General features: G+C 34.9%; 19 protein-coding genes. 13 read left to right on the plus strand and 6 right to left on the minus strand.

The window, feature by feature from the left end:
* Positions 1 to 99: 99 nt before the first annotated feature.
* Positions 100 to 732, plus strand: coding sequence for a hypothetical protein (locus ACVC43_RS01260; protein WP_452222759.1), 633 nt, complete (start codon positions 100 to 102; stop codon positions 730 to 732).
* Positions 733 to 781: 49 nt separating this feature from the next.
* Here the strand turns inward: ACVC43_RS01260 and ACVC43_RS01265 are convergent, their stop codons facing one another.
* Together ACVC43_RS01265 and ACVC43_RS01270 are read right to left on the minus strand one after the other, a co-directional pair.
* The gene (locus tag ACVC43_RS01265) at positions 782 to 2,386 is read right to left on the minus strand and encodes a DUF1501 domain-containing protein (RefSeq protein WP_452222760.1); all 1,605 of its coding nucleotides are present in this window, start codon (positions 2,384 to 2,386) and stop codon (positions 782 to 784) included.
* Positions 2,387 to 2,394: 8 nt separating this feature from the next.
* The gene (locus ACVC43_RS01270) at positions 2,395 to 3,852 is read right to left on the minus strand and encodes a DUF1800 domain-containing protein (protein ID WP_452222761.1); all 1,458 of its coding nucleotides are present in this window, start codon (positions 3,850 to 3,852) and stop codon (positions 2,395 to 2,397) included.
* 235 nt (positions 3,853 to 4,087) lie between these two features.
* On the opposite strand from ACVC43_RS01270, the gene ACVC43_RS01275 reads away from it, so the two are divergent.
* On the plus strand, positions 4,088 to 5,098 hold the full coding sequence (locus tag ACVC43_RS01275) for a S66 peptidase family protein (protein ID WP_452222762.1): 1,011 nt from the start codon (positions 4,088 to 4,090) through the stop codon (positions 5,096 to 5,098).
* Positions 5,099 to 5,201: 103 nt separating this feature from the next.
* The gene (locus tag ACVC43_RS01280) at positions 5,202 to 5,561 is read left to right on the plus strand and encodes a YraN family protein (RefSeq protein ID WP_452222763.1); all 360 of its coding nucleotides are present in this window, start codon (positions 5,202 to 5,204) and stop codon (positions 5,559 to 5,561) included.
* A 62-nt stretch (positions 5,562 to 5,623) separates the two neighbouring features.
* Here the strand turns inward: ACVC43_RS01280 and ACVC43_RS01285 are convergent, their stop codons facing one another.
* Entirely contained in the window at positions 5,624 to 6,133 is a 510-nt protein-coding gene (locus ACVC43_RS01285; RefSeq protein ID WP_452222764.1) for a cation transporter, read from the minus strand.
* A gap of 121 nt (positions 6,134 to 6,254) precedes the next feature.
* On the opposite strand from ACVC43_RS01285, the gene ACVC43_RS01290 reads away from it, so the two are divergent.
* Positions 6,255 to 7,154, plus strand: a complete 900-nt coding sequence (locus tag ACVC43_RS01290; RefSeq protein WP_452222765.1) for a DMT family transporter — start codon at positions 6,255 to 6,257, stop codon at positions 7,152 to 7,154.
* Positions 7,155 to 7,187: 33 nt separating this feature from the next.
* On the opposite strand, the gene ACVC43_RS01295 is transcribed toward ACVC43_RS01290, so the two are convergent.
* Together ACVC43_RS01295 and ACVC43_RS01300 are read right to left on the minus strand one after the other, a co-directional pair.
* The gene (locus ACVC43_RS01295; protein WP_452222766.1) at positions 7,188 to 9,275 is read right to left on the minus strand and encodes a M16 family metallopeptidase; all 2,088 of its coding nucleotides are present in this window, start codon (positions 9,273 to 9,275) and stop codon (positions 7,188 to 7,190) included.
* Positions 9,276 to 9,347: 72 nt separating this feature from the next.
* Positions 9,348 to 10,670 (minus strand): M16 family metallopeptidase, encoded by a 1,323-nt coding sequence (locus ACVC43_RS01300; RefSeq protein ID WP_452222767.1) that lies wholly within the window; start codon positions 10,668 to 10,670, stop codon positions 9,348 to 9,350.
* 189 nt (positions 10,671 to 10,859) lie between these two features.
* Here ACVC43_RS01300 and ACVC43_RS01305 point away from each other — a divergent pair, with 189 nt between their 5' ends.
* From ACVC43_RS01305 to rpmA, 3 genes are all read left to right on the plus strand, one after another.
* Positions 10,860 to 11,339 (plus strand): DUF4199 domain-containing protein, encoded by a 480-nt coding sequence (locus ACVC43_RS01305; RefSeq protein WP_452222768.1) that lies wholly within the window; start codon positions 10,860 to 10,862, stop codon positions 11,337 to 11,339.
* A gap of 165 nt (positions 11,340 to 11,504) precedes the next feature.
* Complete coding sequence (gene rplU, locus ACVC43_RS01310; protein WP_452222769.1) at positions 11,505 to 12,212, plus strand: 50S ribosomal protein L21; 708 nt, start codon at positions 11,505 to 11,507, stop codon at positions 12,210 to 12,212.
* 44 nt (positions 12,213 to 12,256) lie between these two features.
* Complete coding sequence (rpmA, locus tag ACVC43_RS01315) at positions 12,257 to 12,517, plus strand: 50S ribosomal protein L27 (RefSeq protein ID WP_452222770.1); 261 nt, start codon at positions 12,257 to 12,259, stop codon at positions 12,515 to 12,517.
* Between the two features lie 171 nt (positions 12,518 to 12,688).
* Here the strand turns inward: rpmA and amaB are convergent, their stop codons facing one another.
* Entirely contained in the window at positions 12,689 to 14,242 is a 1,554-nt protein-coding gene (gene amaB, locus ACVC43_RS01320) for an L-piperidine-6-carboxylate dehydrogenase (RefSeq protein WP_452222771.1), read from the minus strand.
* A 120-nt stretch (positions 14,243 to 14,362) separates the two neighbouring features.
* On the opposite strand from amaB, the gene ACVC43_RS01325 reads away from it, so the two are divergent.
* The 6 genes from ACVC43_RS01325 to ACVC43_RS01350 all read left to right on the plus strand — a co-directional run.
* Positions 14,363 to 15,448 carry an isoaspartyl peptidase/L-asparaginase family protein gene (locus ACVC43_RS01325; protein ID WP_452222772.1) on the plus strand — a complete coding sequence of 362 codons (1,086 nt, stop codon included), beginning with the start codon at positions 14,363 to 14,365 and terminating at the stop codon, positions 15,446 to 15,448.
* A 123-nt stretch (positions 15,449 to 15,571) separates the two neighbouring features.
* A complete protein-coding gene (locus tag ACVC43_RS01330; RefSeq protein WP_452222773.1) occupies positions 15,572 to 21,154 on the plus strand; it encodes an MG2 domain-containing protein in 5,583 nt (1,860 codons plus the stop codon).
* 172 nt (positions 21,155 to 21,326) lie between these two features.
* Complete coding sequence (locus tag ACVC43_RS01335; protein WP_452222774.1) at positions 21,327 to 22,214, plus strand: SH3 domain-containing protein; 888 nt, start codon at positions 21,327 to 21,329, stop codon at positions 22,212 to 22,214.
* A 3-nt stretch (positions 22,215 to 22,217) separates the two neighbouring features.
* Positions 22,218 to 22,526, plus strand: coding sequence for an antibiotic biosynthesis monooxygenase family protein (locus ACVC43_RS01340; RefSeq protein ID WP_452222775.1), 309 nt, complete (start codon positions 22,218 to 22,220; stop codon positions 22,524 to 22,526).
* 173 nt (positions 22,527 to 22,699) lie between these two features.
* Entirely contained in the window at positions 22,700 to 25,051 is a 2,352-nt protein-coding gene (gene pbpC, locus ACVC43_RS01345; RefSeq protein WP_452222776.1) for a penicillin-binding protein 1C, read from the plus strand.
* A 161-nt stretch (positions 25,052 to 25,212) separates the two neighbouring features.
* The coding region (locus tag ACVC43_RS01350; RefSeq protein ID WP_452222777.1) for a fibronectin type III domain-containing protein at positions 25,213 to 26,424 on the plus strand (1,212 nt) is incomplete at its 3' end.

Raw genomic sequence — 26,424 nt, forward strand, 5'->3', positions numbered from 1 at the left:
TTATAAGCAAAAATAACCATTACCTTTTTTAAAATTGAATTCTTTACTTCAGATTTAATAAAAAGGTAACTTTTTTATATAGATTTGAGATAAAAAGCTATGAAATACTTATTTATTATTCTATTAAGTGTGGTTTGTCAACCATGCCTCGCTCAAGACATTGAATCGCCAAAACAGAATTCGAACAATCCAATAACTTACTTAAACATTTTAATTGGTGCTGGCGGAAACAAAGAAGTTTCTGGGTTAACTCTTGGATTAGAAGGAAATTACCAGTTAAATAAAGATTTGTTAACCTTTAGAATGTTGCTTATATCTGAGAAAAAGGAAAATCCAAATATATTTGATGCCTTATTAATATTTCCACTATTTTTTGGAGGAGATTCTTTAAATGAATATGCATTGTTATATGGCAAAAGATTTATTTTTGATGGATCTGCTTTAAGTGTTTCTGCTGGTATTTCTCAAAATATTATTAAATATTCTGAGGAGATAAACAATAACAGAGTATTTTATAGGGATAATTATACAGCGATTCCTTTTGAGGTAAATTATCATTTTTTCAAAACCAGAAAAAAAAGATTTAGAGTGCTTTACGGTTTAATTCCTATTGGAAAACCAACTGGTTTTGGAAGAAGCTTTGGTTTTAAATTATTTGGTAGTTTTGGAAAGCATAACTACGTTGGATTTGGAATTACGACAGGCTTAGGTTGGCACAAAAAATACAATTAAAAAAGCCTTTAGATAACTAAAGGCTCTTTATAAAATGATATAGATTTTTCTATCTAATAATTATCGATTTACTATAATGTTGATTTCCAACCGAAATTCTATAAATATATTGGCCTGTACTTAGTCTTGTATTGGTTTCATTTTTAACATCAATACTGTATTCACCAGGAAAAAGCATTTCATTCTTTAATGTAGTCACTTCTTTGCCCATTATATCATAGAGTTTAACATCTACATGCTGCGTGTTTGGGTTTTTAATTTTTATAATGGTATCGTTATTATCCATTAAAACGAAATGTGCAAACCCGTTGGCCACATCAAAATCGTCAACAGTAAGCGATGCGCAATTAAACCCTAAATCTACGGTGTTAAACGTTTGCCCAAGTAATGCCTGATTAACAACCGAAGGATTAATACATAACCATTCCTGCATTACAGTGGCATAAATTTCTCTAAAATCCACATTATAAATCAAGTTTCCATTTTGATCTAACGAGGTTAAACTCGGGTGGTTACCTACAAAACCATTGTTTTGTAAACCTGGTCCAAATAATAAAAGTGGCGATGCTGTGCCATGATCTGTACCGTTAGAGCCGTTTTCGTCTGGTCGTCTTCCAAACTCACTAATGGTCATGGCTAACACATCTTGGTCGTGACCAGACGCTGCCAAATCGTCGAAAAATAGTTTTACTGAATTCGATAAATTAGTTAATAATTCCTGATGGTCTGTTGCCTGATTGGCATGCGTATCGAAACCACCTAATGTTACCATATATACTTTAGTACCTAAATTTCCTTTAATCATTCTGGCAACATTTGCTAATTGTCTTCCTAAACCAGCATCTATATAATTAACACTATTTACCGAGTTTGAATAGGCAGAATGTATTACCTGCGCGTAATTAAAGGTGGTATTTGTGGTGCCTCGCATAAATTGAAGCTGCGAACCATAAGTACAACCTGGTAAATTAGTCATCTCATGTAGCGTTCCATTTTGTGCTATATTTTCTAATTGCGATGGGTTTGCAACCGAAAAAGCATAGTTACTGTTATCGCCATCAAAAATGAGGTTGCCAATACTACCTATTTGAATAGCTGCAGGAATTGCTGGCGGATTAACTAAATAATCGGGATACAAACCTTCAAAATAACGACCAAACCATCCTGTTTCTACAGTGTTGTTTAAATCTGTTGAAGCCCAAATATCTGAGCCACTAAAGTGTGATAAACTGGAATCTTGATACCCTACGCCATGCACCACTTTCATCGCTCCATTTCCCCAAACGGTCTGTAAATCGGTCATGTAATTTGGCATACCAACATTGGCAGAAAGGTTATATAAATTATTTAAATTGTGTTTTATGGTTGGTCTTAAAGCCTGGTAAACATCATATTGATCTAATGGTACAATGGTGTTTAATCCGTCGTTTCCACCTTTCAACCTAATAAGTACCAGAATTCTATCGGTCTCACTTTGGCTAAGAGCCAAGGCTAAAGGTGATGCTTTCGAGGCCGATATTGGTGTGCCGCCAAGCATCATCGTTCCGCCACCTACAAGACCTAAAGCTTGTAAAAATGAGCGTCTGTTCCATTTTTTATGTTCCTGATCGTGAATATCGGCTTTAGTTTTTGGAGTGTTATGAGTATCGCACATAGTGGTTTTTATTTAATTTGAAATTCTGGAATTCTGTTAATATGCTGCAAAAGTAAATACACTTGATATGGTGCAGATCCCCAATACAAATTCCAAGATCCATCATCGTAATAATTTTGTGGCACATCTGCTTTAAATACATCTGTAGCGATATCGTAATCTGCAGCAGTATGTAATTCTTTAGGTGAAAAACGGTCGATAATAGATTTTGTAATAACGTATGGGTCGTTGCTATCGTTAGAAACATCTATGGCAAATGTTCGCATAACGGTTGAGTCTTCGGCCCAAATCATATAAATCATGTATTCCATTAATTCCCAACGTCCGGTTAACGTGCTGGAATTTATCCAATCGTGGTCGCCTTGCCATCCTGCAACATCTACAGGATTAAATAAGCGTTGTCCCGCTACACCATTTAAATACACTAAACTTTCTTTAAAAGAGTCTGTAATAGTAAAGCCTGTTACTTTTAAAAAGTTGATAGTTAAATCGTAAGGGCTTTTTATTTGTGTGCCCACACTTAGAGAATCGAAAAAATGCTCACTTTTAAAAAGTGCTCTTAGCACGTTTGCAATGTTAAAATCCTGCACAAAAATAGCTGCCATGTCTTGTACAATAACACTATTTACTGTAGGGCTTACAAAATACTTGTATAGTTTTTCGCAAATAAAATTGGCTATTAAAGGTGCTTTTTCCTGAAATAAAATATCTATAACATCATCGTAACCCCAATTTCCTGTTTGATTGAAAATGGTTTTGTTAGATGTATTAAATGAATTTGGATTAAAACTAAAAGCGGCACAAAACCCGTTGTATCCATTATATCCTGTGAGCGCTTTTGCAGTTTCCACAATATCGTTTTGTGTATATCCATTGTTTACTCCTAAGGTAAACAGCTCGTACAACTCGCGCGCATAATTTTCGTTTGGTGCGTAAGAGGCATTTTCTAATCCGTTTAAATACACCAACATCGCGTTGGTAGTACCAATTGCTCTTACAAAATCTTCAAAATCTCCCAAGGCGTGAATTTGCAACGTTTTGTAATATTCCCATAAAAAACTGGAACAGTAGTACGATTCTAATTCTGTTACAAAATGGTTACTCCAAAATAGCGTTAATCGCGCATGGAGTCCATTATTTAAAAAACGATTTATAAAATCGACTTCCAATTCTCTGTGTCCATTCTGGATTTCCTGATCTGGATCTAAACCAGCATCCATAAAATCCTGATAGGTCATGGTAGACCAAGAAGGCGTTGGAGTAATTGGTGCAGCAATTGCAGCATTGACTATATTATCTATTAGTGTTTCTGGAGTTTGTGATAATGCCAGATTAATTTCGCTGTTCGAGGCGCCAAAATGAAGCCGTCTGTAGAGATGACTTATTTTTTCGGCATTCCATGGGTTTGAAGCAGAAGGTGTGTATACCGAAAGGCTACTGGTGTTACAAGAAGTCGAGGTTTGCATAGGCTATTAATTATTAACAATACAAATAATTTGGTTGGAATGTTAACGTATTGCCAGAGAAATAGCTGGTAAAATGCTATGGGAATTTCTATAGATTTGCAATACTTTTATCCACTTACTATTCTATAAATACGTAGTAAACTTATAATTAGGACTTTAAATATAGGAAAAAGTTTAGTTATTTTAAGTCGTGTTTCGGTTTTAACTTTATAAAAATATCGTGTACATTTACAATATGATTAAAAAAATACTCCTAATCGCTTTGTTGATTTTCTTCGGAAGTACAATTACTTCAGCACAAAATAAAACAAACATAAATACGCAAACTACTTTGATACAACCACCCTATTTAAAAGCAGGAGATACTGTTGCTATTGTTGCTCCTTCTGGTGTTTTAAAAAACCGAACAGATGAAATAACAAGAGCAAAAAAGCTGTTAGAAAGCTGGCAATTACATGTAGTCATTGGCGAACACGTTTTTAGTAAAGACAATCATTTTGCAGGTACAGACGAGGAGCGTTGTGAGGATTTTCAAAAAGCATTAGACAACCCGAACATTAAAGCCATTTGGAGTGCAAGAGGTGGTTATGGGACGGTTAGAATTCTCGATAAACTGGATTACAGTAAATTTTTAGCACAGCCCAAATGGATTATTGGTTATAGCGATATTACTGCACTGCATAATCAACTACACACAAAAGGAGTAGAAAGTATACACGCTATAATGTGTGTGAGTTTAACCGAAGATTTAGAAGATATAAAAGAAAGTGTTGCCACCTTTAAAGCTGCTATTTTTGGAAAACCTTTAAATTACACTTTAGCAGCCTCGAAATATAATAGAACAGGAGATGCCACAGGACAATTAGTTGGTGGAAACTTAACAATTTTACACACCATGTTAGGCTCGAATACGAGTATTGATGTGAGCGGTAAAATTTTATTTATTGAAGAAATTGGAGAGTATAAATACCATATTGACCGTATGCTGCAAAGTATGAAACGTGCTGGATATTTTGATAATTGCAAAGGCGTTATTGTTGGAGATATTAGTAAATTAAGAAAGAACACCACACTTTGGGGAACAAGCATAGAACAGCTTATTTTAGATGCATTGTCTGAGTATAATTTCCCTATAGCTTTTAATATGCCTGCCGGACATGAGGATGATAATCGTGCAATGATTATGGGAAGAAACGTAAAGTTAGTAGTTGGTAGTAGCCAGTCTACAATTACTTTTGAAGAATAAATAAAATTAATGTTAAGAGCAGGATAAATTTGACTGCCAACTGAATACGGAATACTGAATACTGCCAACTAAATACTGATAACTGATAAACGACAACTAAGGTATGGCACAACACAACGAATTAGGAAACAAAGGAGAGCAACTGGCTGTGGATTTCCTGCTTAAAAAAGGCTATGCTATTTTAGAACGCAACTATAGATTCCAAAAAGCTGAAGTAGATATTATCGCGCAAACAAAAGATACGTTAGCTATTATTGAAGTAAAAACCCGTTCGACAATAGATTTTGGAAACCCTCAGGATTTTGTTAAACCAAAGCAAATACAACGTTTAGTAAAAGCTGTGGATGAATACGTTGTTGTTAACGGATTAGATGTTGAAGTTCGGTTTGATATTATCGCAATTGTAAAAGAAAACAAACAGTTTAAAATAGAGCATTTAGAGAATGCTTTTTATCATTTTTAATTGTTTAAATCAAAAAAGCTCCAACATTTCTGTTGGAGCTTTGAGTATTTTTAATCTTAAAATTAGGCTTTTCCTTCTTTAGAGCAGCACGCCTTTTTACAATCTTTAGCGCAAGCCATTTTTTCTGCTTCTGTTTTGTCTTTACAACAGTCTTTTTTACAGTCTGCAGCACAAGCTTTATTTTCTGCTTTAGAGAAATCATCAACCGTTTTCATGTCTTTAACCTTGTAAGTATCTGCAACACTTGTTACAGTAGCTTCAAGAGACGTTGGTGTTACTTTAGCTTCATCATATTCTACCATTGCTAACTCACGTCCAAAATCTACAGTGGCAGATTTTACACCTTCCATTTTAGCCATTTTTTTCTCGATAGTCTTAGCGCATCCCATTGCACAAGTCATGCCTTCAATTTTAAATTCGGCTTTTGCGTATGTTGCGTTTGGGTCTAATTCTGCTTTGGTTACTTCTGTTTCTGTTTCAACAGTTTTAACTTCTGGCTGGACCTCGTTTTTACAACCAAAAGCTACTATTGCAACTACAGCAATTACTAATATGTTTTTTATTGTTTTCATAAATGTTATTTTAAATATTAAAATATTATGTACAAAACTAATAATTATATCTAATTATTGCGTTAAAAATTTCATTTTTGCAGTCCTAAACTAATTCACAATCAAACCATAAGTATTTACTATGAGCTTTAAGCTGTCTAAATGGACCTACCTTATTATTTTATCAGTAATTTGGGGCACAAGTTTTATTTTAATAAAAAAAGCATTAATTGGCTTAACGCCTCTTCAATTAGGAGCTTTACGTACTGTAATTACTGGATTGTTTTTATTTGCTGCTGGATTTAAAACGATTAAAACCATAAAAAAAACCAACTGGAAATGGATTGCCTTATCTGGTTTTTTAGGCTCATTTATTCCTGCCTTTTTTTTCGCCATTGCCGAAACCGAAATTGACAGTGCGGTTGTATCGGTTTTAAATTCTTTAGTGCCATTAAATACCGTGTTAATGGGATTAGCAATTTTTAAAATTACCTCAACAAAAAGGCAAATTTTAGGTGTTGTAATTGGTTTTATTGGTACAGCATTATTAATATTAAAAGGTGCAGCACTTAATCCGCAGCAAAATTATTTATTTGCCGGATTTATTGTGGCCTCTACATTTATGTATGCTGCCAATGTAAATATTATTAAACGCTATTTGCAAGATGTAAAGCCATTAGCTATTGCAGTTGGTAATTACGTTACTATTATAATTCCTGCTATAGCCGTTTTAATTTTTTCGGGATTTTTTTCTACTGAAACCTTTAACAATCCTAATTTAGGATTATCTGTTTTTTACGTGGCTCTCTTATCGCTTTTTGGGACGGCCATTGCAAAAGTGCTGTTTAATACTTTGGTACAAATTTCAACACCTGTTTTTGCCTCTTCTGTTACTTATATAATGCCAATTGTTGCACTTATTTGGGGTGTTTTAGATGGAGAGTCTTTTAGCGCTTTGCAAGGTGTTGCTACTGTTATTATACTATTTGGTGTGTATTTGGCGAATAAAAAACAAAAAAAACCTAAAGCCTTTCGGCCTTAGGTTTTGTAATATACTATTCTTGAATAATTAAAACTATTCGAAATCACTCATCGTCAATGGTGCATTTACTTTTACAGAACTTGTTTTAAGCTCTATATTTTGTCCAGCCATTGGTAGTGTGCTGTAATGTGGAAATTTTATACCATCAACTTCCTTATAATCACCAAACATAGCATCTTGAACCACATCTTGTCCTCCTGGACCTTTCACAGTTTTAGAACTTTTTAGTTTTAATCCTGAAGCAACATCATAATAATTTTTAGCTGTTTCACCATCTGCATCTTCTATTTTTACAACATAAGCATCGTTACCGTCTACAGTTTCAATTCCTGTTAAAGCTAATTTTTTTGAAGTATCATTCATTAAATTTAATTCTTCAAATAATCCCTTTTTTTCTTTCATTTCTGCAATTGCTTTTTCAGGCATTGGTTGCTTATTACCCATTTGGGCCATGTAACCTGTTTCGCCATTAAATGCTTGCTTAAATACTGTGCCCATCCCTGCAATACTAACATCGTTAGAAATTAAGTTAGGTGATTTTTGCTTAAGCGTCATTACCATATTCTGACCTTGAAAAGATGCACTCATTTCTTGTACTAAGGTAGTAACATTTTGTAATGCTGTTTTGCCACCAACTGCTTTAATGTAGTTATCTAAAACGGTTTGAGCAGTCATTCCTGCTGGAACTGGCTTAGAAAATACTGGTTTATCTACTGAGTTTGCATACTGGTCGTAATATTTAATTGGGATATATGTTTTTTCCAAATTAGGAATTACCTCACTACCTTTACCAACAACAATAACTCTTGCCTTTTCGCTTGTAAAATATTTATTAGCTACACGTTGTACATCTTCTGCAGTAACCGCATTTATTTTAGTAAGATATGTTTTGTAAAAATCTTTTGGTAAATCGTTTAACTTAATATTTAATGCATAATTAGCCACTGTTTGTGGTCGCTCTAAAGCCAATACAAAATCACCAACATATTTAGCTTTTGCATTAGCTAAATCTTCTGCAGAAACTTTTTCAGTTTTAATTCTTTTAATCTCTTTTAAAGATTCTACAACTGCACTATCTGTAACTGCATTCCTTACCGCAGTAGAAGCATTAAAACGAGACGCACCGTAACGGTCTGTTCCAACACTTGAACGTGCACCATAGGTGTAACCATGCTCTTCACGTAAATTCATATTTAAGTAAGAACCAAAACCACCACCTAAAATTTTGTTTGCAATTAATACGGCATGATAGTCTGGATCACCCATTTTTAATTTTACATTACTTGTAACCGATATATTTGACTGCACTGCGTTTGGCATGTCTATAAAGTCGATTTGTGTAGCGTTTACATTGTTATATGGTTGCGGAATTGTTTTCGTTACCTCAATACCTTTTTCCCATTTTTTAAAGTATTTTTTTACTTGCTTTTCAACGGTGTTAAAATCGACATCTCCCACCACAACTAAATACGCGTTGTTTGGGTTAAAATTTTCCTGATAATAAGCACGAACATTATCTAGAGTAATGTTATTTAAAGTCTCTTCTGTAATAAACTCTCCGTAAGGGTGTTTTTTACCATAAGATAAAGCGCCACCAACTCGGTCTGCAACTGCATCTACACTTTTTGCACTTGATTTTAAACCTTCTATAGCTTTTTCTTTTTCTTTTTGAAATTCTTCTTCTGTTAATAACGGGTTCATTACTGCATCTGCCATTAATTCTAATATACGCTCAGAATATTTAGTTAATGAGTTACCATAGGCACTACTCGATCCAAAGTTTAAGCTGGCACCAAGAAAATCTATTTCCTCGTTAAAAGTATCTTTAGGAATTGAAGTGGTTCCATTACCCATCATGGCTCCCAGAATACTTGTAACCCCTGCAATATTTCCCTCAACATTTGGTTTATTATCAATACGTAAGGAATACGATACTCTTGGTAATTTATGGTTTTCAACCACTAAAACTTTAAGTCCGTTTTTAAGTTCGAATTCTCCAGGAACTTCCAAGGTTATTTTTGGTGCTGGACCTGGTTTAGGTTGCACAGATCTATCAATTTGGGCGGTTACCGCAATTGATAATAAGAAAAGTGCTATAAATGCTGTTATTTTTGTTTTCATTTGTATAAAATTATATTGTTTAAGCTATTACTTTCATAACCTATTGAAGGTATGATAAATCGAATAACTCTATTAGTTTTCTTCTTTAACTTCTGGTAAATACTCTAATATTAAACGTTGATTAGGGTTTAAATACTTTTTAGCCACATTTTGAATTTCTTCTCTTGTAATCGATCTGTAAATATCAATTTCATTATTAATTAAATTAACATTTCCATATAACATGTAATAACGTGCTAAAGAGTTTGCAATACCAGCTACACTCGAATTAGAGTTTACAAAATCATTTTCAAATTGGTTTTGTAGTTTTTGGTAATCTCTTTCAGAGATTAATTGTGTTTGCACTTTAACAAGTTCTTCGTCTATTTCGGTTAACAAGCTCTCTAAAGAAGTGTCTCCTAAAGGTAAACCATATAAAATGTATGTTCCGTAATCTTCTTGACTCTGGTTAAAAGCACCTACCTGTAATGCCATTTTTTTATCATCCACTATTTTCTTGTAAAGCTTAGACGTTTTTCCACCGCTTAAATAGCTAGATAGCATATCTAAAGCGTAGGCATCTCTTTCTGTCATAGCTGGTGTTCTGTAAGCAGCAACAATTGCTGGAATTTGAATATTAGCATCGTATGCTTTCGCGTTAATAGTTTCTGTAATAGGATCTTCTTTCGGGAAATTTCTTGTTACATCTTCACCTCTTGGTATTGGCCCAAAATAATCTTCAATCATTTTTTTAGTTGAAGGAATATCTATATCTCCGGCAACTACTAAAACGGCATTGTTAGGAACATAGAATTTTTTATTAAACGCCTGAAATTCTTCTAAAGAAGCCGCATCTAAATGAGCCATTTTACCAATGGTTGTACCTTTATATGGGTGCTTTTTAAACATATGAAGCTTTACATTTTCGATAAACTTACCATAAGGCTGATTGTCCACACGTAAACGTTTTTCTTCTTTTACTACTTCGTTTTGTGTATCTACACCAATTTGATTAATTATCGGGTGCATTAAACGTTCAGACTCCATCCAAAGACCTAATTCTAAACTATTAGAAGGAAACACTTCGTAGTAATACGTTCTGTCATCTGTAGTGTTTGCATTATTACTGCCTCCATTAGATGTTACAATGTTAAACCACTCACCACGTTCTATATTTTGCGTTCCTTCAAATAAAAGGTGCTCGAAAAAATGAGCCATTCCTGTACGCTCTGGATCTTCATCTTTAGCACCTACGTGATACATTACTGAAGTTGTTACAACTGGTGCAGTGTTGTCTTGATGTAAAATAACGTGCATACCGTTACTTAAATCGTACTCTTCAAATTTAACTTCTTGCGCGTTTGCTGTAAGTCCAGCCAAAAGCAAAGCTGTTAATGAGAATAAATTTTTTTTCATTGTGAGATCGTTTTTGTTAATGTCTTATGTGTCTGTAAACAATACTAATTGTTACATTATTCAAACAAAAATAGTAATAGATAAAGGTTTTTTCTGATTAAACGCTAAAAATTTAACATTGAATTACAACAAATTGAAGAATTTTTTTGGAAATTTATATCTGTACCAAACAAATAAAACCAATACAATATGAAAAATTTCACACTTCCAATCCGCTTTGGTATTGTAATTAGTGCATTACTTATCGCCTATTTTCTAGTATTAGCACTCTTTAATTTACACACTAATCCTATTTTTAGTTTAGGTAATGGTATAATCACTGGGTTTGGTATATTCGAGGTTATAAAATACCATAAAATTAAAGAAGGAAAAGCATTTAGTTATGGTAGTGGCTTTGCACAAGGTATAATAGCCGGCTTTTTAGCAACAATAATATTTTCTGTGTTCTTTTTGTTATATGCCACAGAGCTAAACCCAACCTTTTTAGAAAATATCTTAGAAGTGTTTAAAGGCGATTATAATGTAGGTATTGGTGTGGTTTGTTTCGTAGTTGCTATTATGGGATTCTCTACGACTGTTGTACTTACACTAACTTTTATGCAACTGTTTAAAAACAGCCAAAATACTCCAGACGCCAATGGAAAAAGAGATGGTGAGATTAATATATAACATTTTAACGCTTTATAAATCTCAATGACTCCAAAGAATTACAGCAAATAATAGGCGTAAAAAATTAAAAACGTTTGTAGATTAATTAATTAGAAGTATATTTGCATCCGCTTTCTGACAAGAAAGTGGATTATTTATATAACAAATTAATAAAAACGTTACGCTATGTACGCAATTGTAGAGATAGCAGGGCATCAATTTAAAGTTGAAAAAGACCAAAAAGTTTTTGTTAACCGTTTAGCAACAGAAGAAGGTAAGAAAGTAGATTTCGATAACGTTCTTTTAATTGGAGATGGTGACAATGTAACTTTAGGCGCCCCAGCTATAGGCGGAGCACTAGTAGGTGCTAAAGTCTTAAGACACCTTCAGGGTGAGAAAGTTATTGTTTTCAAAAAGAAAAGAAGAAAAGGTTACCGTGTTAAAAATGGACACAGACAAGCCTTATCTGAAATCGTTATTGAAAGCATCGTAGCTTCAGGAGCAAAAAAATCTGAAAAGAAAGCTGAAAAAGCCGCTCCAAAAAAAGAAACTAAAAAAGCTGAACCAAAAGCGAAAGCTACTGCTCCTAAAGCTGAAAAAGCTGCACCAAAGGCTGCTGCTAAAAAAGCAACTGGTAAAGCAGACGATTTAAAGAAAATCGAAGGTGTAGGACCAAAAGCTGCTGAGGCTTTTGTTAATGCAGGTTTAGATACTTTTGAAAAAATTGCTAAATCTAAACCAGCTAAGTTAAGTGAAATCTTAACTGAGGCAAGTTCAAGATTAGCACATTTAGTAACTGATACATGGCCAAAGCAAGCTAAATTAGCTGCAGACGGTAAATGGGATGAGTTGAAAGAATTACAAGATAGATTAGATGGTGGTATTGAAAAATAATTTTCAATAGTACTTAATTATTAACAATATAAAACCTTAAGACAATGGCTCACAAAAAAGGAGTTGGTAGTTCTAAAAACGGTAGAGAATCAGAATCAAAACGCTTAGGTGTTAAGATATTTGGTGGTCAAGCAGCTATCGCTGGGAACATTATCATAAGACAAAGAGGTAACACGCACCACCCAGGTGAAAACGTTTACCAAGGAAAAGACCATACATTACACGCAAGAGTAGATGGTTTAGTTAAATTCACAAAGAAAAAAGACAATAAGTCTTACGTTTCTATCGAACCTTTCGAGGCTTAGGAATTTAATCCCAATAAATTTATAAACACCTTTCTGTGTTCCGATAATTCGGAAACAGTAAGGTGTTTTTTGTTATAAATATCAAAAATGTGATATTTATAATTAAACTAAATTATACAAAAAAAAAGCCACATCGAGAGATGTGGCTTTGTAATAGCAATTTGTTTATTTCTATAAATCAAACTTAATCCCTTGAGCTAAAGGTAATTCGTCCGAATAGTTTACTGTATTTGTTTGGCGCCTCATGTATACTTTCCAAGCATCAGATCCAGACTCGCGTCCGCCACCTGTTTCTTTTTCGCCTCCAAAAGCACCACCAATCTCTGCACCAGATGTTCCGATGTTTACATTGGCAATACCACAATCTGAACCTGAAAATGACAAGAATTTTTCAGCTTCCTTCATTTCATTTGTCATGATTGCTGAAGATAAACCTTGAGCTACGCCATTTTGCATAGCAATAGCATTTTCAACGTCTCCAGAGTATTTCATTAAATATAAAATTGGAGCAAATGTTTCAGATTGTACAATCTCAAAATTATTTTCTGCTTCAATAATCGCTGGTTTTACGTAGCATCCAGATTCGTATCCTTCACCATCTAAAACACCACCTTCAACTAATACATTTCCACCTTCAGCTTTTGCTTTTTCAATAGCAGCTAAATACGTGTTTACAGACTCTTTATCGATTAATGGTCCAATGTGATTTTTTTCATCTAAAGGATTGCCAATCGTTAATTGCTTGTAAGCACCAACAATGGCATCTCTTACTTTATCGTAAACCGATTCGTGAATGATTAATCTTCTTGTTGATGTGCATCGTTGTCCACAAGTTCCTACAGCACCAAATACAGCACCTGGAACTACTACTTTTAAATCTGCAGTTGGTGTGATAATAATGGCGTTGTTTCCGCCTAATTCTAATAACGATTTTCCAAAACGCTCCGCAACTGTTGCGCCAACAATACGTCCCATTCTTGTAGAACCTGTAGCAGATATTAATGGAATTCTATGATCTGTAGTCATCATTTCTCCTACTTTATAATCGCCATTGATGATACAAGAAATACCTTCTGGTAAATTATTTTCTTTTAAAACCTCAGCAATTATGTTTTGACAAGCAATCGAACAAAGTGGTGCTTTTTCGGATGCTTTCCACACACAAACATCTCCACAAACCCAAGCTAATGCTGTATTCCAAGCCCAAACTGCCACTGGAAAGTTAAATGCCGAAATGATACCAACAACTCCAAGTGAGTGCCATTGCTCACGCATTACGTGTCCTGGACGTTCCGATGGTATCGTTTGCCCATTTAATGAGCGAGATAATCCTACTGCGAAATCACAGATGTCAATCATTTCTTGAACCTCACCATAACCTTCTTGCAAAGATTTTCCCATTTCGTAAGACACCAATTTTCCTAAAGGTTCTTTTAACTCTCTTAATTTGTTTCCAAATTGGCGAACTATTTCTCCTCTTTGAGGCGCTGGCATCGCTCGAAAAGATGTAAATGCAGTTGTTGCTGCGTCCATTACTTTTTCGTAATCTGCTTTTGTAGTTGTTGTAACTTTTCCAATTAAAGAACCATCTGTTGGTGAGTATGAAGAAATTGCTTCTCCACTTCCAAAGCTATTAGAGCCTGTAGAAGTTCCATCATTTACCTCTTTAACTCCTAATTGTTGAAGTGCTTCTTTTATTCCGAAATCAGCTGAAACTGCTATCATATATCTTTAAATTTTGTGAATTATTTAATTTTGATGCGAATATACTAATAAATATGCGTTTTAAAGGTTATAGCTTTCTTAAAAATAGTAACTTTAATGCTCATAAAATCAAGCCAAAAGATGAAAAAAATAGCCACTTTACTCTTTCTTTTTTTACTACTAATGCATTGCGGAGAACTCGTTCCAAATCCAGACGATAATCCTGAGAATATTACTCGCGATAATCCTAATCCTAAAAGTAATACCGAAAAAGTAAACGAATTTGCAATCGTTATTCATGGTGGTGCTGGTACCATTTTAAAGAAAAACATGACCGATGAAATGGAAGCCAAGTATAAAGCCACACTTGAAGAAGCCATTCGTGTAGGTTATAGGATTTTAAAAGATGGCGGAAGCAGCCTTGATGCGGTTGAAAAAACCATTAATATTTTGGAAGATTCTCCGTTATTTAACGCAGGAAAAGGCGCAGTATTCACCAATGCTGAAACCAATGAATTAGATGCTTCTATAATGGATGGAAAAACCTTAAATGCAGGCGCTTCAGCTGGAACAAAAACAGTAAAAAACCCAATAAATTTAGCAAGAGCAATCATGGAAAATTCGCCTCATGTAATGATGGCTGGCAATGGTGCCGAAATGTTTGCCAAAGAGCAGAATTTGGAAATAGTATCACCAGTTTATTTTAAAACTGAAAACAGACTCAATACGCTAAAACGTGTGAAACAAAAAGAACTTGAAAATACTTCTGATAAAAAAACAGCATTCTACGATGCGGATATTAAAGACAGTAAATTTGGAACCGTTGGTTGTGTTGCATTAGACAAAAACGGAAATCTTGCAGCAGGAACTTCTACTGGTGGCATGACGAATAAACGTTATGGTCGCGTTGGCGATGTGCCAATTATTGGTGCTGGAAATTATGCTAATAATGCAACATGTGCGGTCTCTGGAACAGGTTGGGGAGAATTTTTTATTCGTGCGACTGTCGCTCACGATATTTCCGCATTAATGGAGTATAAAGGTTTAAGTTTAGAGGCTGCAGCAACAGAAGTGATTCAGAAAAAAGTACCAGCTTTAGGTGGTAATGGCGGCATAATCGCAGTAGATAAAAATGGAAATATAGTGATGGATTTTAATACCGCAGGTATGTATCGTGCAAGTATGAATGATAAAGGCGAGTTAACCATCGGAATCTATTCAAAATAAAACTTTAACAAAAACATAACAAACAACCATAGACTAAAAATAAACATTCGAGCGTAATTATATTAACAAGAATATTCCTTCCATATTCTTAATCACTGTTTACACTTTTAAAACCAATATCCTATGCAATTAAAATCGTTTTTTGCCTTGATCCTCTGTATCTTTTTGGCACTGTCTTGTAAGAAAAAAGAAACTGAAACCGACAATCTTTTTAAGTTTAGGGATTATATAAGTTATACTACCTCTGGAATTGTATCTACTACAAGCAGTATTCAAATTAGCTTAGCAAAAGAAGTTGAAGGTTGGGAAGCAGGAAATGAAATTGACAAAAATCTTATCTCTATTAAACCAAACATTTCGGGTAATTTAAAAATAGCCAATAAACATGCATTAACTTTTACACCTAACGAACCTTTAAATCCAGACACAGAGTATTCGGTAACGGTGAAATTAGGTGAAATTTATGCTGATATGCCTTCTGGCTTTTCAGATTATACGTTTCAATTTAAAACCATAACACCAAATTTTAATATTGTTACTAACGATTTACAGTCGTATAGCAAAGAATGGCAATATGTTTTAGGTGTGGTAAAATCTGCAGACAATATTACATTAGATCAGGCAAAACAATTGGTGGAAGCATTTCAAGATGGAAAAAAATTAAAAATTGAATGGAACGAAGATCGTTTACCAGCAAAAGCTTTCGAGTTTAAAATTGATAGCATCAATCGTAAAATTGAAGACACCGATATTTTAGTAAAATGGAATGGCAAAGCCATAAAAGCAGATAATTCTGGTGAAAATAAATTGGCGATTCCTGGTAAAAAGAACTTCACGATTACCAGAGTCGACGTGGTTCAAAATCCTGAGCAATATCTACTCATCAACTTTTCAGACCCTATTAAAAAACAGCAAAATTTTGATGGCTTAGTAACGATTCAAAATTTTAAAAGCCCAAAATATATTGTCGATGGCAATGTACTAAAAGCCTATCCAGACTCAAAAATCACAGGTAACGTGCAAGTCGATGTGTTTCAAGGCATCAAAAACACCGAAGGCTTTAAACTTAAAAAACCATTTTCAGAACTCATTTCTTTCGAGGAAGTAAAACCACAAGTTCGCTTAGTAAATAGCGGAACCATTTTACCAAACTCTCAGGAATTAAAATTCAATTTTGAAGCGGTTAATTTAAAGAAAGTAGATATAAAGGTTATAAAAATTTACCAAGATAATATTCTTCAGTTTTTACAGGATAACGAGTTACAAGGCGGTCATGAAAATAGCATTAAGCAAGTAGGTCGTCGTATTGCAAAACAAACCATAACGTTAGTTAACGACGGTATTGAAAGTGATGGTAAATGGAAAACCTACAGCGTGGATTTATCCAAATTTTTCACCGCAGATCCTGGTGCAATCTACAGAGCGGAAGTAAGTTTTAAAAAAGAATATTCGCTTTTCGATTGTTCTGTTAATAGGAACATTACAAATTCTGAAAACAACGAAGATTATTATGAAGACGAATACTACGAAGACGATTATTACAACGATGATAATTCAAATTTATCTATAGAAGAACAAGACCGTCGCGAAGAAGCCTATTGGGATAATGTAGCCTACAGCTATCGTAGTAATAATTACAATTGGAGAGAGCGTGATAATCCATGTCACGATGCTTATTACCATCAAGATCGTGAAGTTTCACAGAATTTACTGGCTTCAAATTTAGGAGTGATTACTAAAAAAGGTGCCAACAACGATTATTTTTTCGCAGTAACCAACATTTTAAATACTAATGTTGAAGCTGCAGCTAAAGTAACCCTATACAATTATCAGCAGCAAGAAATCTCAAGCACGCGAACAGACCAAGATGGTATTGCCAGAATGGAGACCAATAGCTTGGCATCCTTTGCCATTGTCTCTAAAGGCAAGAATACAACCTATATAAAATTACGAGATGGCAATGCGTTATCACTAAGTAAATTCGATGTGTCTGGAAACCATTTGCAACGTGGCTTAAAAGGCTATATTTATGGAGAGCGTGGCGTTTGGAGACCTGGAGATTCGCTTCATTTAACGTTTATATTAGACGATAATGGCAATAAACTACCAAAAGGGCATCCTGTAAAAATGGAGGTTACAGATCCTAACGGAAAACTGGCCTACAAGAAAATTACAAGCGAGCATGTAAACGGTTTTTACACCTTTACAGTACCAACATCAACCGAAAACAAAACTGGAAACTGGAATGCAAAAGTAAGTGTTGGTGGTGCTACATTTTACAAAGGTTTAAAAGTGGAAACCGTAAAACCTAACCGCTTAAAAATTAAAGTCGATTTTAAAGATGAAATACTCTCTGGTAGCGAGCCGCTAAACGGAACATTAAACGTAAATTGGTTACACGGTGCGCCTGCTAAAAACGTAAAAACTGAAATTAAAGCCAAGTTTAGCAACGCTTATGCGCCTTTTAAAAATTACAAAGATTATACTTTTAATGATCCATCGCGTAGCTTTTCTCAAGAAGAATTAACTGTTTTTGAAGGCAATGTAAACGAAGAAGGTTTTACAGATATTAAAAACAAATTAAGCGTTGGGCAAAATGCACCTGGCATGCTAAACGTACAGTTTTTAGTTCGTGCTTTTGAAAATGGTGGCGATTTCTCTATGGATGCATTTACCAAACAATACGCGCCTTACAAATCTTTTGTTGGTTTACGTTCGCCAAAAGGTCGTGCATACGGTTCGTTTTTTACAGACGAGAATCAGACGTTCGATATTGTTGTGGTCGACGATCAAGGCAAGCCAATAAAACGTAACAATTTAGAAGTAAAAGTTTATAAAGTTGAATGGCGTTGGTGGTGGAATTCGTCTTACGATAACTTATCAAAATATACGTCGAGTTCGTTCCACAAACCTTATATGGACAGTAAAATTAATACCGATGCCAAAGGCAAAGCGAGCTTTAATATTAAAGTTCCCGAAGAAGAAGGCGGTCGTTACCTAATTCGTGTTTACGATCCAGAAAGTGGTCACGCCACTGGTCGTACAGCATATTTTTACAAAAACTGGTGGAAAAAACAACCAACAGGCGATAAAGAAGCAGCTAAAATGTTAGTGTTTTCTGCAGATAAAGAAAATTACAATGTTGGTGAAACGGCAAAAATCACTTTTCCATCTGGAACCGAAGGTCGCGCGCTTATTTCAATAGAAAATGGCACCGAAGTTATTGAGCATAAGTGGCTAAAAACCAAAGCAGGTGAAACGGTTGTAGATATCCCAATCACCAAGGAAATGGCGCCAAACGTGTTCGTTAATATTTCATTATTACAGCCACACGCTACAACTGCTAACGATTTACCATTACGTCTCTATGGTGTAATCCCGATTTTAGTAGAAGATCCAAATACAAAATTAGAACCAGAAATTAGAATGCCAAGCGTGTTGCGTCCGGAAGAAGAATTTACGGTTATTGTTTCAGAAAAAAACAATAAACCAATGACGTATACTATTGCAATGGTAGAAGAAGGTTTACTGGATTTAACCCGATTTAAAACACCTAACGCATGGTCGGCTTTTTACGCTCGTGAAGCTTTAGGCGTAAAAACCTGGGATGTTTTTGATGATGTTATTGGCGCTTACAGCGGAAGTATAGATCAAATTTTCGCCATTGGTGGAGATGGAAGTGCCGCTGACGGAAAAAACAAAAAAGCAAACCGTTTTAAACCTGTTGTTAAAGTCTTAGGACCTTTTAAATTAGAGGCTGGCGGAAGAAAAACGCATGCTATTAAAATGCCAAATTATATTGGTGCAGTGCGTACTATGGTTGTGGCAGGAAATACTGAAACCGAAGCGTATGGAAGTACAGACAAATCGGTTGAAGTTAAAAAACCTTTAATGGTGTTGGCAACTTTACCACGAAAATTAAGTCCTGGCGAAAAAGTAACGCTTCCGGTAACCGTTTTCGCTATGGAACCAAAAGTAAAAAATGTTGATATCAAGCTAAAATTAAGCGATGGTATAAAAATAGTTGGTGAGCAATCTAAGAAACTTTCTTTTGCAAAACCAGACGAGCAAATGGCTTATTTTGAGCTGGATGTTAGCCAAGCGAATGGCATTAATACAGTTGAAGTTATTGCCACTGGAAATGGTGAAAAATCGACTTACAAAGTGGAATTGGATGTCGAGAATGTGAATCCGATAACTTCGAAAGTGCTTGATAAAACTTTAGAAAAATCAGCAGCAACAAGTCTTGATTTTGAAACCTTTGGTGTGGTTGGTTCCAATAGTGCTTCGGTTGAATTTTCAACCATGCCTCCAATGGATTTTACGCGCAGGTTACAATATTTAGTTCGCTATCCTCATGGCTGTTTAGAACAGACGACTTCTGCTATATTTCCGCAGCTGTATTTAAACGATATTTTTGATTTACCATTAAAGAAAAAACAGGAAATTCAATCTAATGTCGAGGCAGCTATTAAAAAGCTTGGTAATTTCCAAAGACCAAATGGTGGTATGAGTTATTGGATGGGAGAGCATGCTGTAAACGATTGGTCTACAAGCTACTCTGGACATTTTATGATAGAAGCCGAAAAACAAGGTTTTGTACTACCATTAACCTTTAAAAGTAATTGGATAAAATACCAAAAAGAAGTTGCAAGAAACTGGAGACCAAGCTATAAAACCTATAATAGCGATTTAGCACAAGCCTATAGATTATATACTTTGGCATTGGCTGGAAGTCCAGATTTAGGTGCCATGAACAGATTGAGAGAATTTAGTGAAATTTCTAACGAAGCAAAATGGAGATTGGCAGCAGCTTATGCATTAGCAGGACAAACCGAAGCAAGCAATGCCATTTCTAAAACAGCGAACATAGAATTTCAACCACCAAGGTATAATTATTACACTTACGGTTCTGTAGATAGAAATCGTGCTATGGCTTTAGAAACTATGGTATTGACCAAAGATTCGAGAATGCATGAACTGGCAAAAACATTGGCTAAAGATTTATCGAGTAACCGTTGGATGAGCACACAAACTACAGCATATAGCTTACTTGCAATGGCGAAAATGGTAAAAGCCAATGGTGGGAAATCACTTAATTTAGAATACACCATCAATGGCAAAACCGAAACCATAAACACAAAAAGCGCTATTGCACAAAGAACTTTAAATATTAAAAAGGGTGATAATAAACTCAGTTTTAAAAACAATCAAGACAATGTGGTTTATGTTCGTGTATTAAATTCTGGAAAGCTACCATTAGGCGAAGAGTTGGTTGAGCAACGTGGTTTAAGTACAAGTGTTGTTTATAAAGACTTAAAAGGAAATGCTATCGCAATTAAAAACTTAAAACAAGGTCAGGATTTTGTGGCAACCGTTACCGTTTCAAATCTTAAAAATGAGAATGTAAATGATGTGGCATTAACACAAATTTTCCCTTCAGGTTGGGAAATTGTAAACACACGTTTTACTGCCTTCGGAAGCACAACAACAAGCCAGGCACGATTTACAGATATTAGAGATGATCGCGTTAATTTTTATTTCGATTTAAATAAAAAAGGAAAATACGGAACCAAAACGTTTAATGTCATGCTTAATGCTTCGTATTTAGGCACCTATTATTTACCTGGCGCACAAGCAGAAGCCATGTACGATAATGAGTTTTTAGTACGCACAAAAGGCGAATGGATAACCGTAGAAAAATAATAAATCACAACCTGCAAGGTTTCCAAAACCTTGTAGGTTTAAAAAAAACCAACCAAAAATGTTTAAAGCTGTTTGTTGATTTTATCAACTGTATAAAAAGAGGCCGTTTTTATTCAGTAAAAAAAGAAACAAATGCTAAACCGTAATTATTAATTTTAAAAACATAGAAATTATGAAAACGACAAAACATTTTTTAACAGCAATTTTATTTTTATTTGTAGCATTTAGCTATGGTCAAGACTACGCTTATGTTACTGCAGACAGTGGCTTAACCGTTAGAGAAAAGCCGGATATTGGCGCTTCAAAATTAGGAAAACTCATGTACAACGAAGCTGTTGAGGTTGTAGAAAAAACCGATGTTAAACTGGTTATTTTAGACCAAGGCAATAAAGTGTCGGGCGAATGGGTGAAAATTAAAATGAATGGCTACGAAGATTTAAAAGGCTATGTGTTTAATGGATTTTTATCTGATAGCAAACTACCAAAACTGGTGAATATAAAACTCACTGAAGCCGATATTCATATTAAAAATCTCAAGATTTATAATGATGACGACGTGTTAGATTTAACAACTTCAGACAATCTAAACATTGGAATTCATGTAAAAAACAAGCCTGGAAAAAAGACCATTGAAATTAAAAATAACAACTATAAAAGCGTAAAGATTTTACAGCGCTATCAAAACACTTTAGATATTTTAGGTGAAAATTCCCGTTGCGATTTAGCCGAATGGAAACAATTTGAATCGAAATGGAAACCAATAAAAAAAATAAACAAAACACGATTTGAAACATTAACCTATTCTGAAGCAGATGCACAACAATTTGTTCCAATTCCAATTGAAGATTTAAAAACCATTGTTGCCAACAAATGTGGCGAAGATTGGTCTAAACGCATAGAGAATGTGACGAAGGTGAACGAATTCCCGATGATTGTGACCACGAGCAAAGTGTTTTTAAAATTTGTTTTAACCGATTTTGAAGATAATATTACAGAGAAAACAGTAAGTTTTGCAGTGCCAAAACAAGATGAATATATTTCTAAAAATGGTATAAAATAAAAGATGAAAAACTTTAAACCCTACTACGCAGTGATTTTTACATCCACAAGAACCGAAGGCGACAACGGTTACAGTGAAATGGCAGAATTAATGGAAACATTAGCCAAAAAACAAAATGGTTTTATTAGTATAGATTCCGCAAGAAACCAAGTAGGAATCACTGTTAGTTATTGGGAAAGTTTAGAGGCTATTAAAAATTGGAAACAACAAAGTGAACATCTATTAGCCCAACAAAAAGGTATTAAAGACTGGTACAATTGGTATAACGTGCGTATTTGTAAAGTTGAACGTGAATACGAGTTTAATAAATAAAATGTCACTTCGAATGATTTCGAAGAATAAGAAATTTAATTAAATCACAATTATTAATCTGAGTCAGATTCCTTCCCTTTTTTAAGGGAAGGTGGATTCAGCTTTATTTCAAGCTGAATTCGGAAGGGTTTTAAGAATAAAAAAAAGATTTCCGCAATTGCCGGAAAACAAACATGAAAAGAGTTTCAGCCTACATAAAACGCAACAAAATCAAGTCGATAATCATCGCTTCGCTTCTACTTGCCTATTATTTCTGCCTACCAAAACAATTATTTAAAGACCCAACAGCAACGGTTATTACCAGTAGTAACAACACTTTACTGGGAGCGCAAATAGCCAAAGATGGGCAATGGCGATTTCCTAAAAACGATAGTGTCCCAGAAAAATTCAAAATTTGTATCACCAATTTTGAAGATGAATATTTCTACAAGCATCCAGGTTTTAATCCGGTTTCCATTTTTAAGGCCCTAAAGCAAAATATTAATTCGGGCGAAGTAAAACGTGGCGGAAGTACGCTCACACAGCAGGTTATACGACTTTCAAGAAAAGGGCAATCGCGAACCTATTTAGAGAAAATTAAAGAAATAATACTCGCAACGCGTTTAGAATTACGTGAAAGTAAAGATAATATTTTAGCCTATTATTCAAGCTACGCGCCTTTTGGCGGCAATGTTGTAGGTATAGATGCAGCATCATGGCGTTATTTTAACAGAAATTCGCACGAATTATCTTGGGCAGAAAGCGCAACTCTTGCAGTATTGCCAAATGCACCCAGCTTAATTTATCCTGGAAAAAACCAGGAAAGACTGCTTAAAAAGCGTGACAGATTGCTTAGTAAATTGCTTCAAAACAATATTATAGATTCATTAACTTATAATTTATCCATTGCTGAAGGCTTACCACAAAAACCGTATCCGCTGCCACAAATTGCACCACATTTGCTTCAAAAAGTGGCAAAAACAAATTATGGTGAACGCATACAAACCACTGTAGATTACAAATTGCAAGCACAAGCAAATAATGTGGTTTACAATCATTATAATTTATTAAAGCAAAATGAAATTCATAACATTTCGGTATTGGTTTTAGATGTAAAAACACGACAGGTTTTAACCTACATTGGCAATTCGCCAACAACTAAAAAAAACCAGAAAGACGTTGATATTATTAATAAACCACGAAGCACAGGCAGTATTTTAAAACCCTTTTTATACGCAGCAATGTTAGACGCTGGCGATTTGTTACCAAACGCTTTGGTAGCAGATGTACCAACGCAATTTGGTAATTATGTTCCAGAAAATTACCACAAAGAATTCGATGGTGCTGTGCCTGCAAGTCGGGCATTATCACGTTCGCTCAACGTACCTGCAGTACGAATGCTTCAAGATTTTGGGTTAGACAGATTTCATCATTATTTAAAAGATTTAAAACTTAAGGATATAAAATACAACGCCAACCATTACGGATTGTCCTTAATTCTTGGTGGTGCCGAAAGTAATTTATGGGATTTATGTAAAAGTTATGCGAGTTTTTCTTCAACTTTAAATCATTTTAATGAGTCTTCAAGCGAATATTTTTCAAACGAATTTTGTGAACCTACCTTTATAGCTTCGGAAGCTATTGACTTCGGAAAAAAATCGACAGAAAAAACACTTTTTGATGCGGCTTCCATTTATTTAACATACGAGAGTTTAAAAGAAGTAAACAGACCTGAAGGCGATGAAAATTGGGAGTTTTTTGATGATTCTAAACAAATAGCTTGGAAAACAGGTACCAGTTATGGTTTTCGTGATGCTTGGGCTATTGGTACAACAAGGGACTATGTGGTTGGTGTTTGGGTAGGCAATGCCGATGGCGAAGGGCGACCAGGTTTAGTTGGTGTACAAACGGCAGCTCCTATTCTTTTTGATGTATTCGATTTATTGCCTAACAGCGATTGGTTTGCAAAACCTTTTGACGAAATGAAAGAAGTAAACATATGCAGCGAAAGCGGTTACAGGTCAGGTCAATATTGCAACAATAGTATTAAAAAATTTGTTCAAAATAGCGGACTCAAAACAAAACCATGTCCTTATCATGTATTGGTACATTTAGACGCATCAAAAAACCATCAGGTCAATACTTCGTGCGAAGATTTAAGTGCTATTTCAAATACCTCTTGGTTTGTACTGCCACCTTTAATGGAATATTACTACAAATCTAAAAATCCATTTTACAAATCATTGCCTCCTTTTAGAAATGATTGTGTTGGAAATGAGCAAATTAGCATGCAATTTATTTACCCAAAAAATAATAGCACTATTTTCCTGCCTAAAGATTTAGATGGCAAAATAAATGATCTTATTTTAAAGATTGCGCACTCCAAACCAAGCAGTAAAATATTTTGGTATTTAAATGAACGATTTATTGGAAACACTACTGAAATTCACGATTTAGCAGTTATTCCAACTGAAGGAGAGCATACTATCATAGCAGTCGATGAGTTTGGAAATGAAATTAAAAGAACCATAAGTATAACCAACTGATTTTTATTTTTAGTATCAGAATACTCATTCAAAATTTGTTAAAAAAACTCTTTTTAACGAATAAGATTGCATTACGTCTATCTACGTGCTATTAGTTATTCATTTAACATATATTTAGTATATAAACCGTTTTAAAATAACTTTCTAATACTAATTATATAATGAAAAAGATTACTTTATTGTTGATTTTACTTTGTATAAGTTTATCAATTAATGCACAAATCACAACTTTTCCATATACCGAAGATTTCGAATCTGGCGATGGTGGTTGGACAGCAGACAACGCAACAAATGGTACTTGGGCTTTGGGAACACCAGCTGCAACTGTAATAAACAGTGCTGCTTCCGGAGTGAATTCTTGGGCCACTAATTTAACAGGTAACTATAATAATAGTGAATCGTCTACAGTTACAAGTCCTGTATTCGATTTGTCTTCATTGACAGCGCCATCTATTTCGCTAAGTATTTGGTGGAATTCAGAGTTTAGCTGGGATGGTATGGTTTTACAATCTTCAATAGATGGAGGTACCGCATGGGTTAATGTTGGTGCTTTTGGTGACGATGGAAACTGGTATACAGATAATTCAATAAATGGTAATCCAGGTGGCCAGCAAGAAGGGTGGTCTGGACGTAATAGCACAGGCAACGGTTCAGGCGGATGGATAACGGCAACACATGCTTTAACAGGTTTGGCAGGAGAAGCGAGTGTACAATTGCGTTTTGCATTTGGATCTGATACTTCAGTTCCAGACGAGGGCGTTGCTTTCGATGATATCTCTATCTTTAATGTAACTTGCCCAAGTCCAACAGGGATTACAGCCACGACGTTAAGTGAATCTGCAGCCGATATAAACTGGACTGCAGGTGGCGCAGAAACCACATGGGAAATTATAGTACAAACAGCAGGAACAGGAGCTCCAGCAGATACCGATACTGGTGTTTCGACAATGAGTAATATGCCTTATCCAGCAACAGGATTAACACCAAGTACAGCTTACGAAGTTTACATTAGAGCAAATTGTGGTGGAGCAGATGGTAATAGCATCTGGACAGGCCCTGTAAACTTTACAACATTTAATACACCACCACCACCACCAGTAGGCGTTACATGTGCTACAGGAAATTCTACTACCATATTTACAGAAGGTTTTGGAGACACTTCAGGTGTTGCTCCAACAGGATGGACAGGTACAGGTTTTGGAGGTGCTAATGGAAACTGGCGTATTACAAACCCAGCAGCCAATTCTACAGGTACAGGACCAGCCAACTCTTATGATGGCAATCCAGGCGTACACTTAGAGTATGAAGCTTCTGGAAATTCGTCAGCCATTGCCTCTGCAATATCACCAGCGATTGATTTATCTACAGCAACA

Source organism: Lacinutrix chionoecetis, assembly GCF_053604665.1.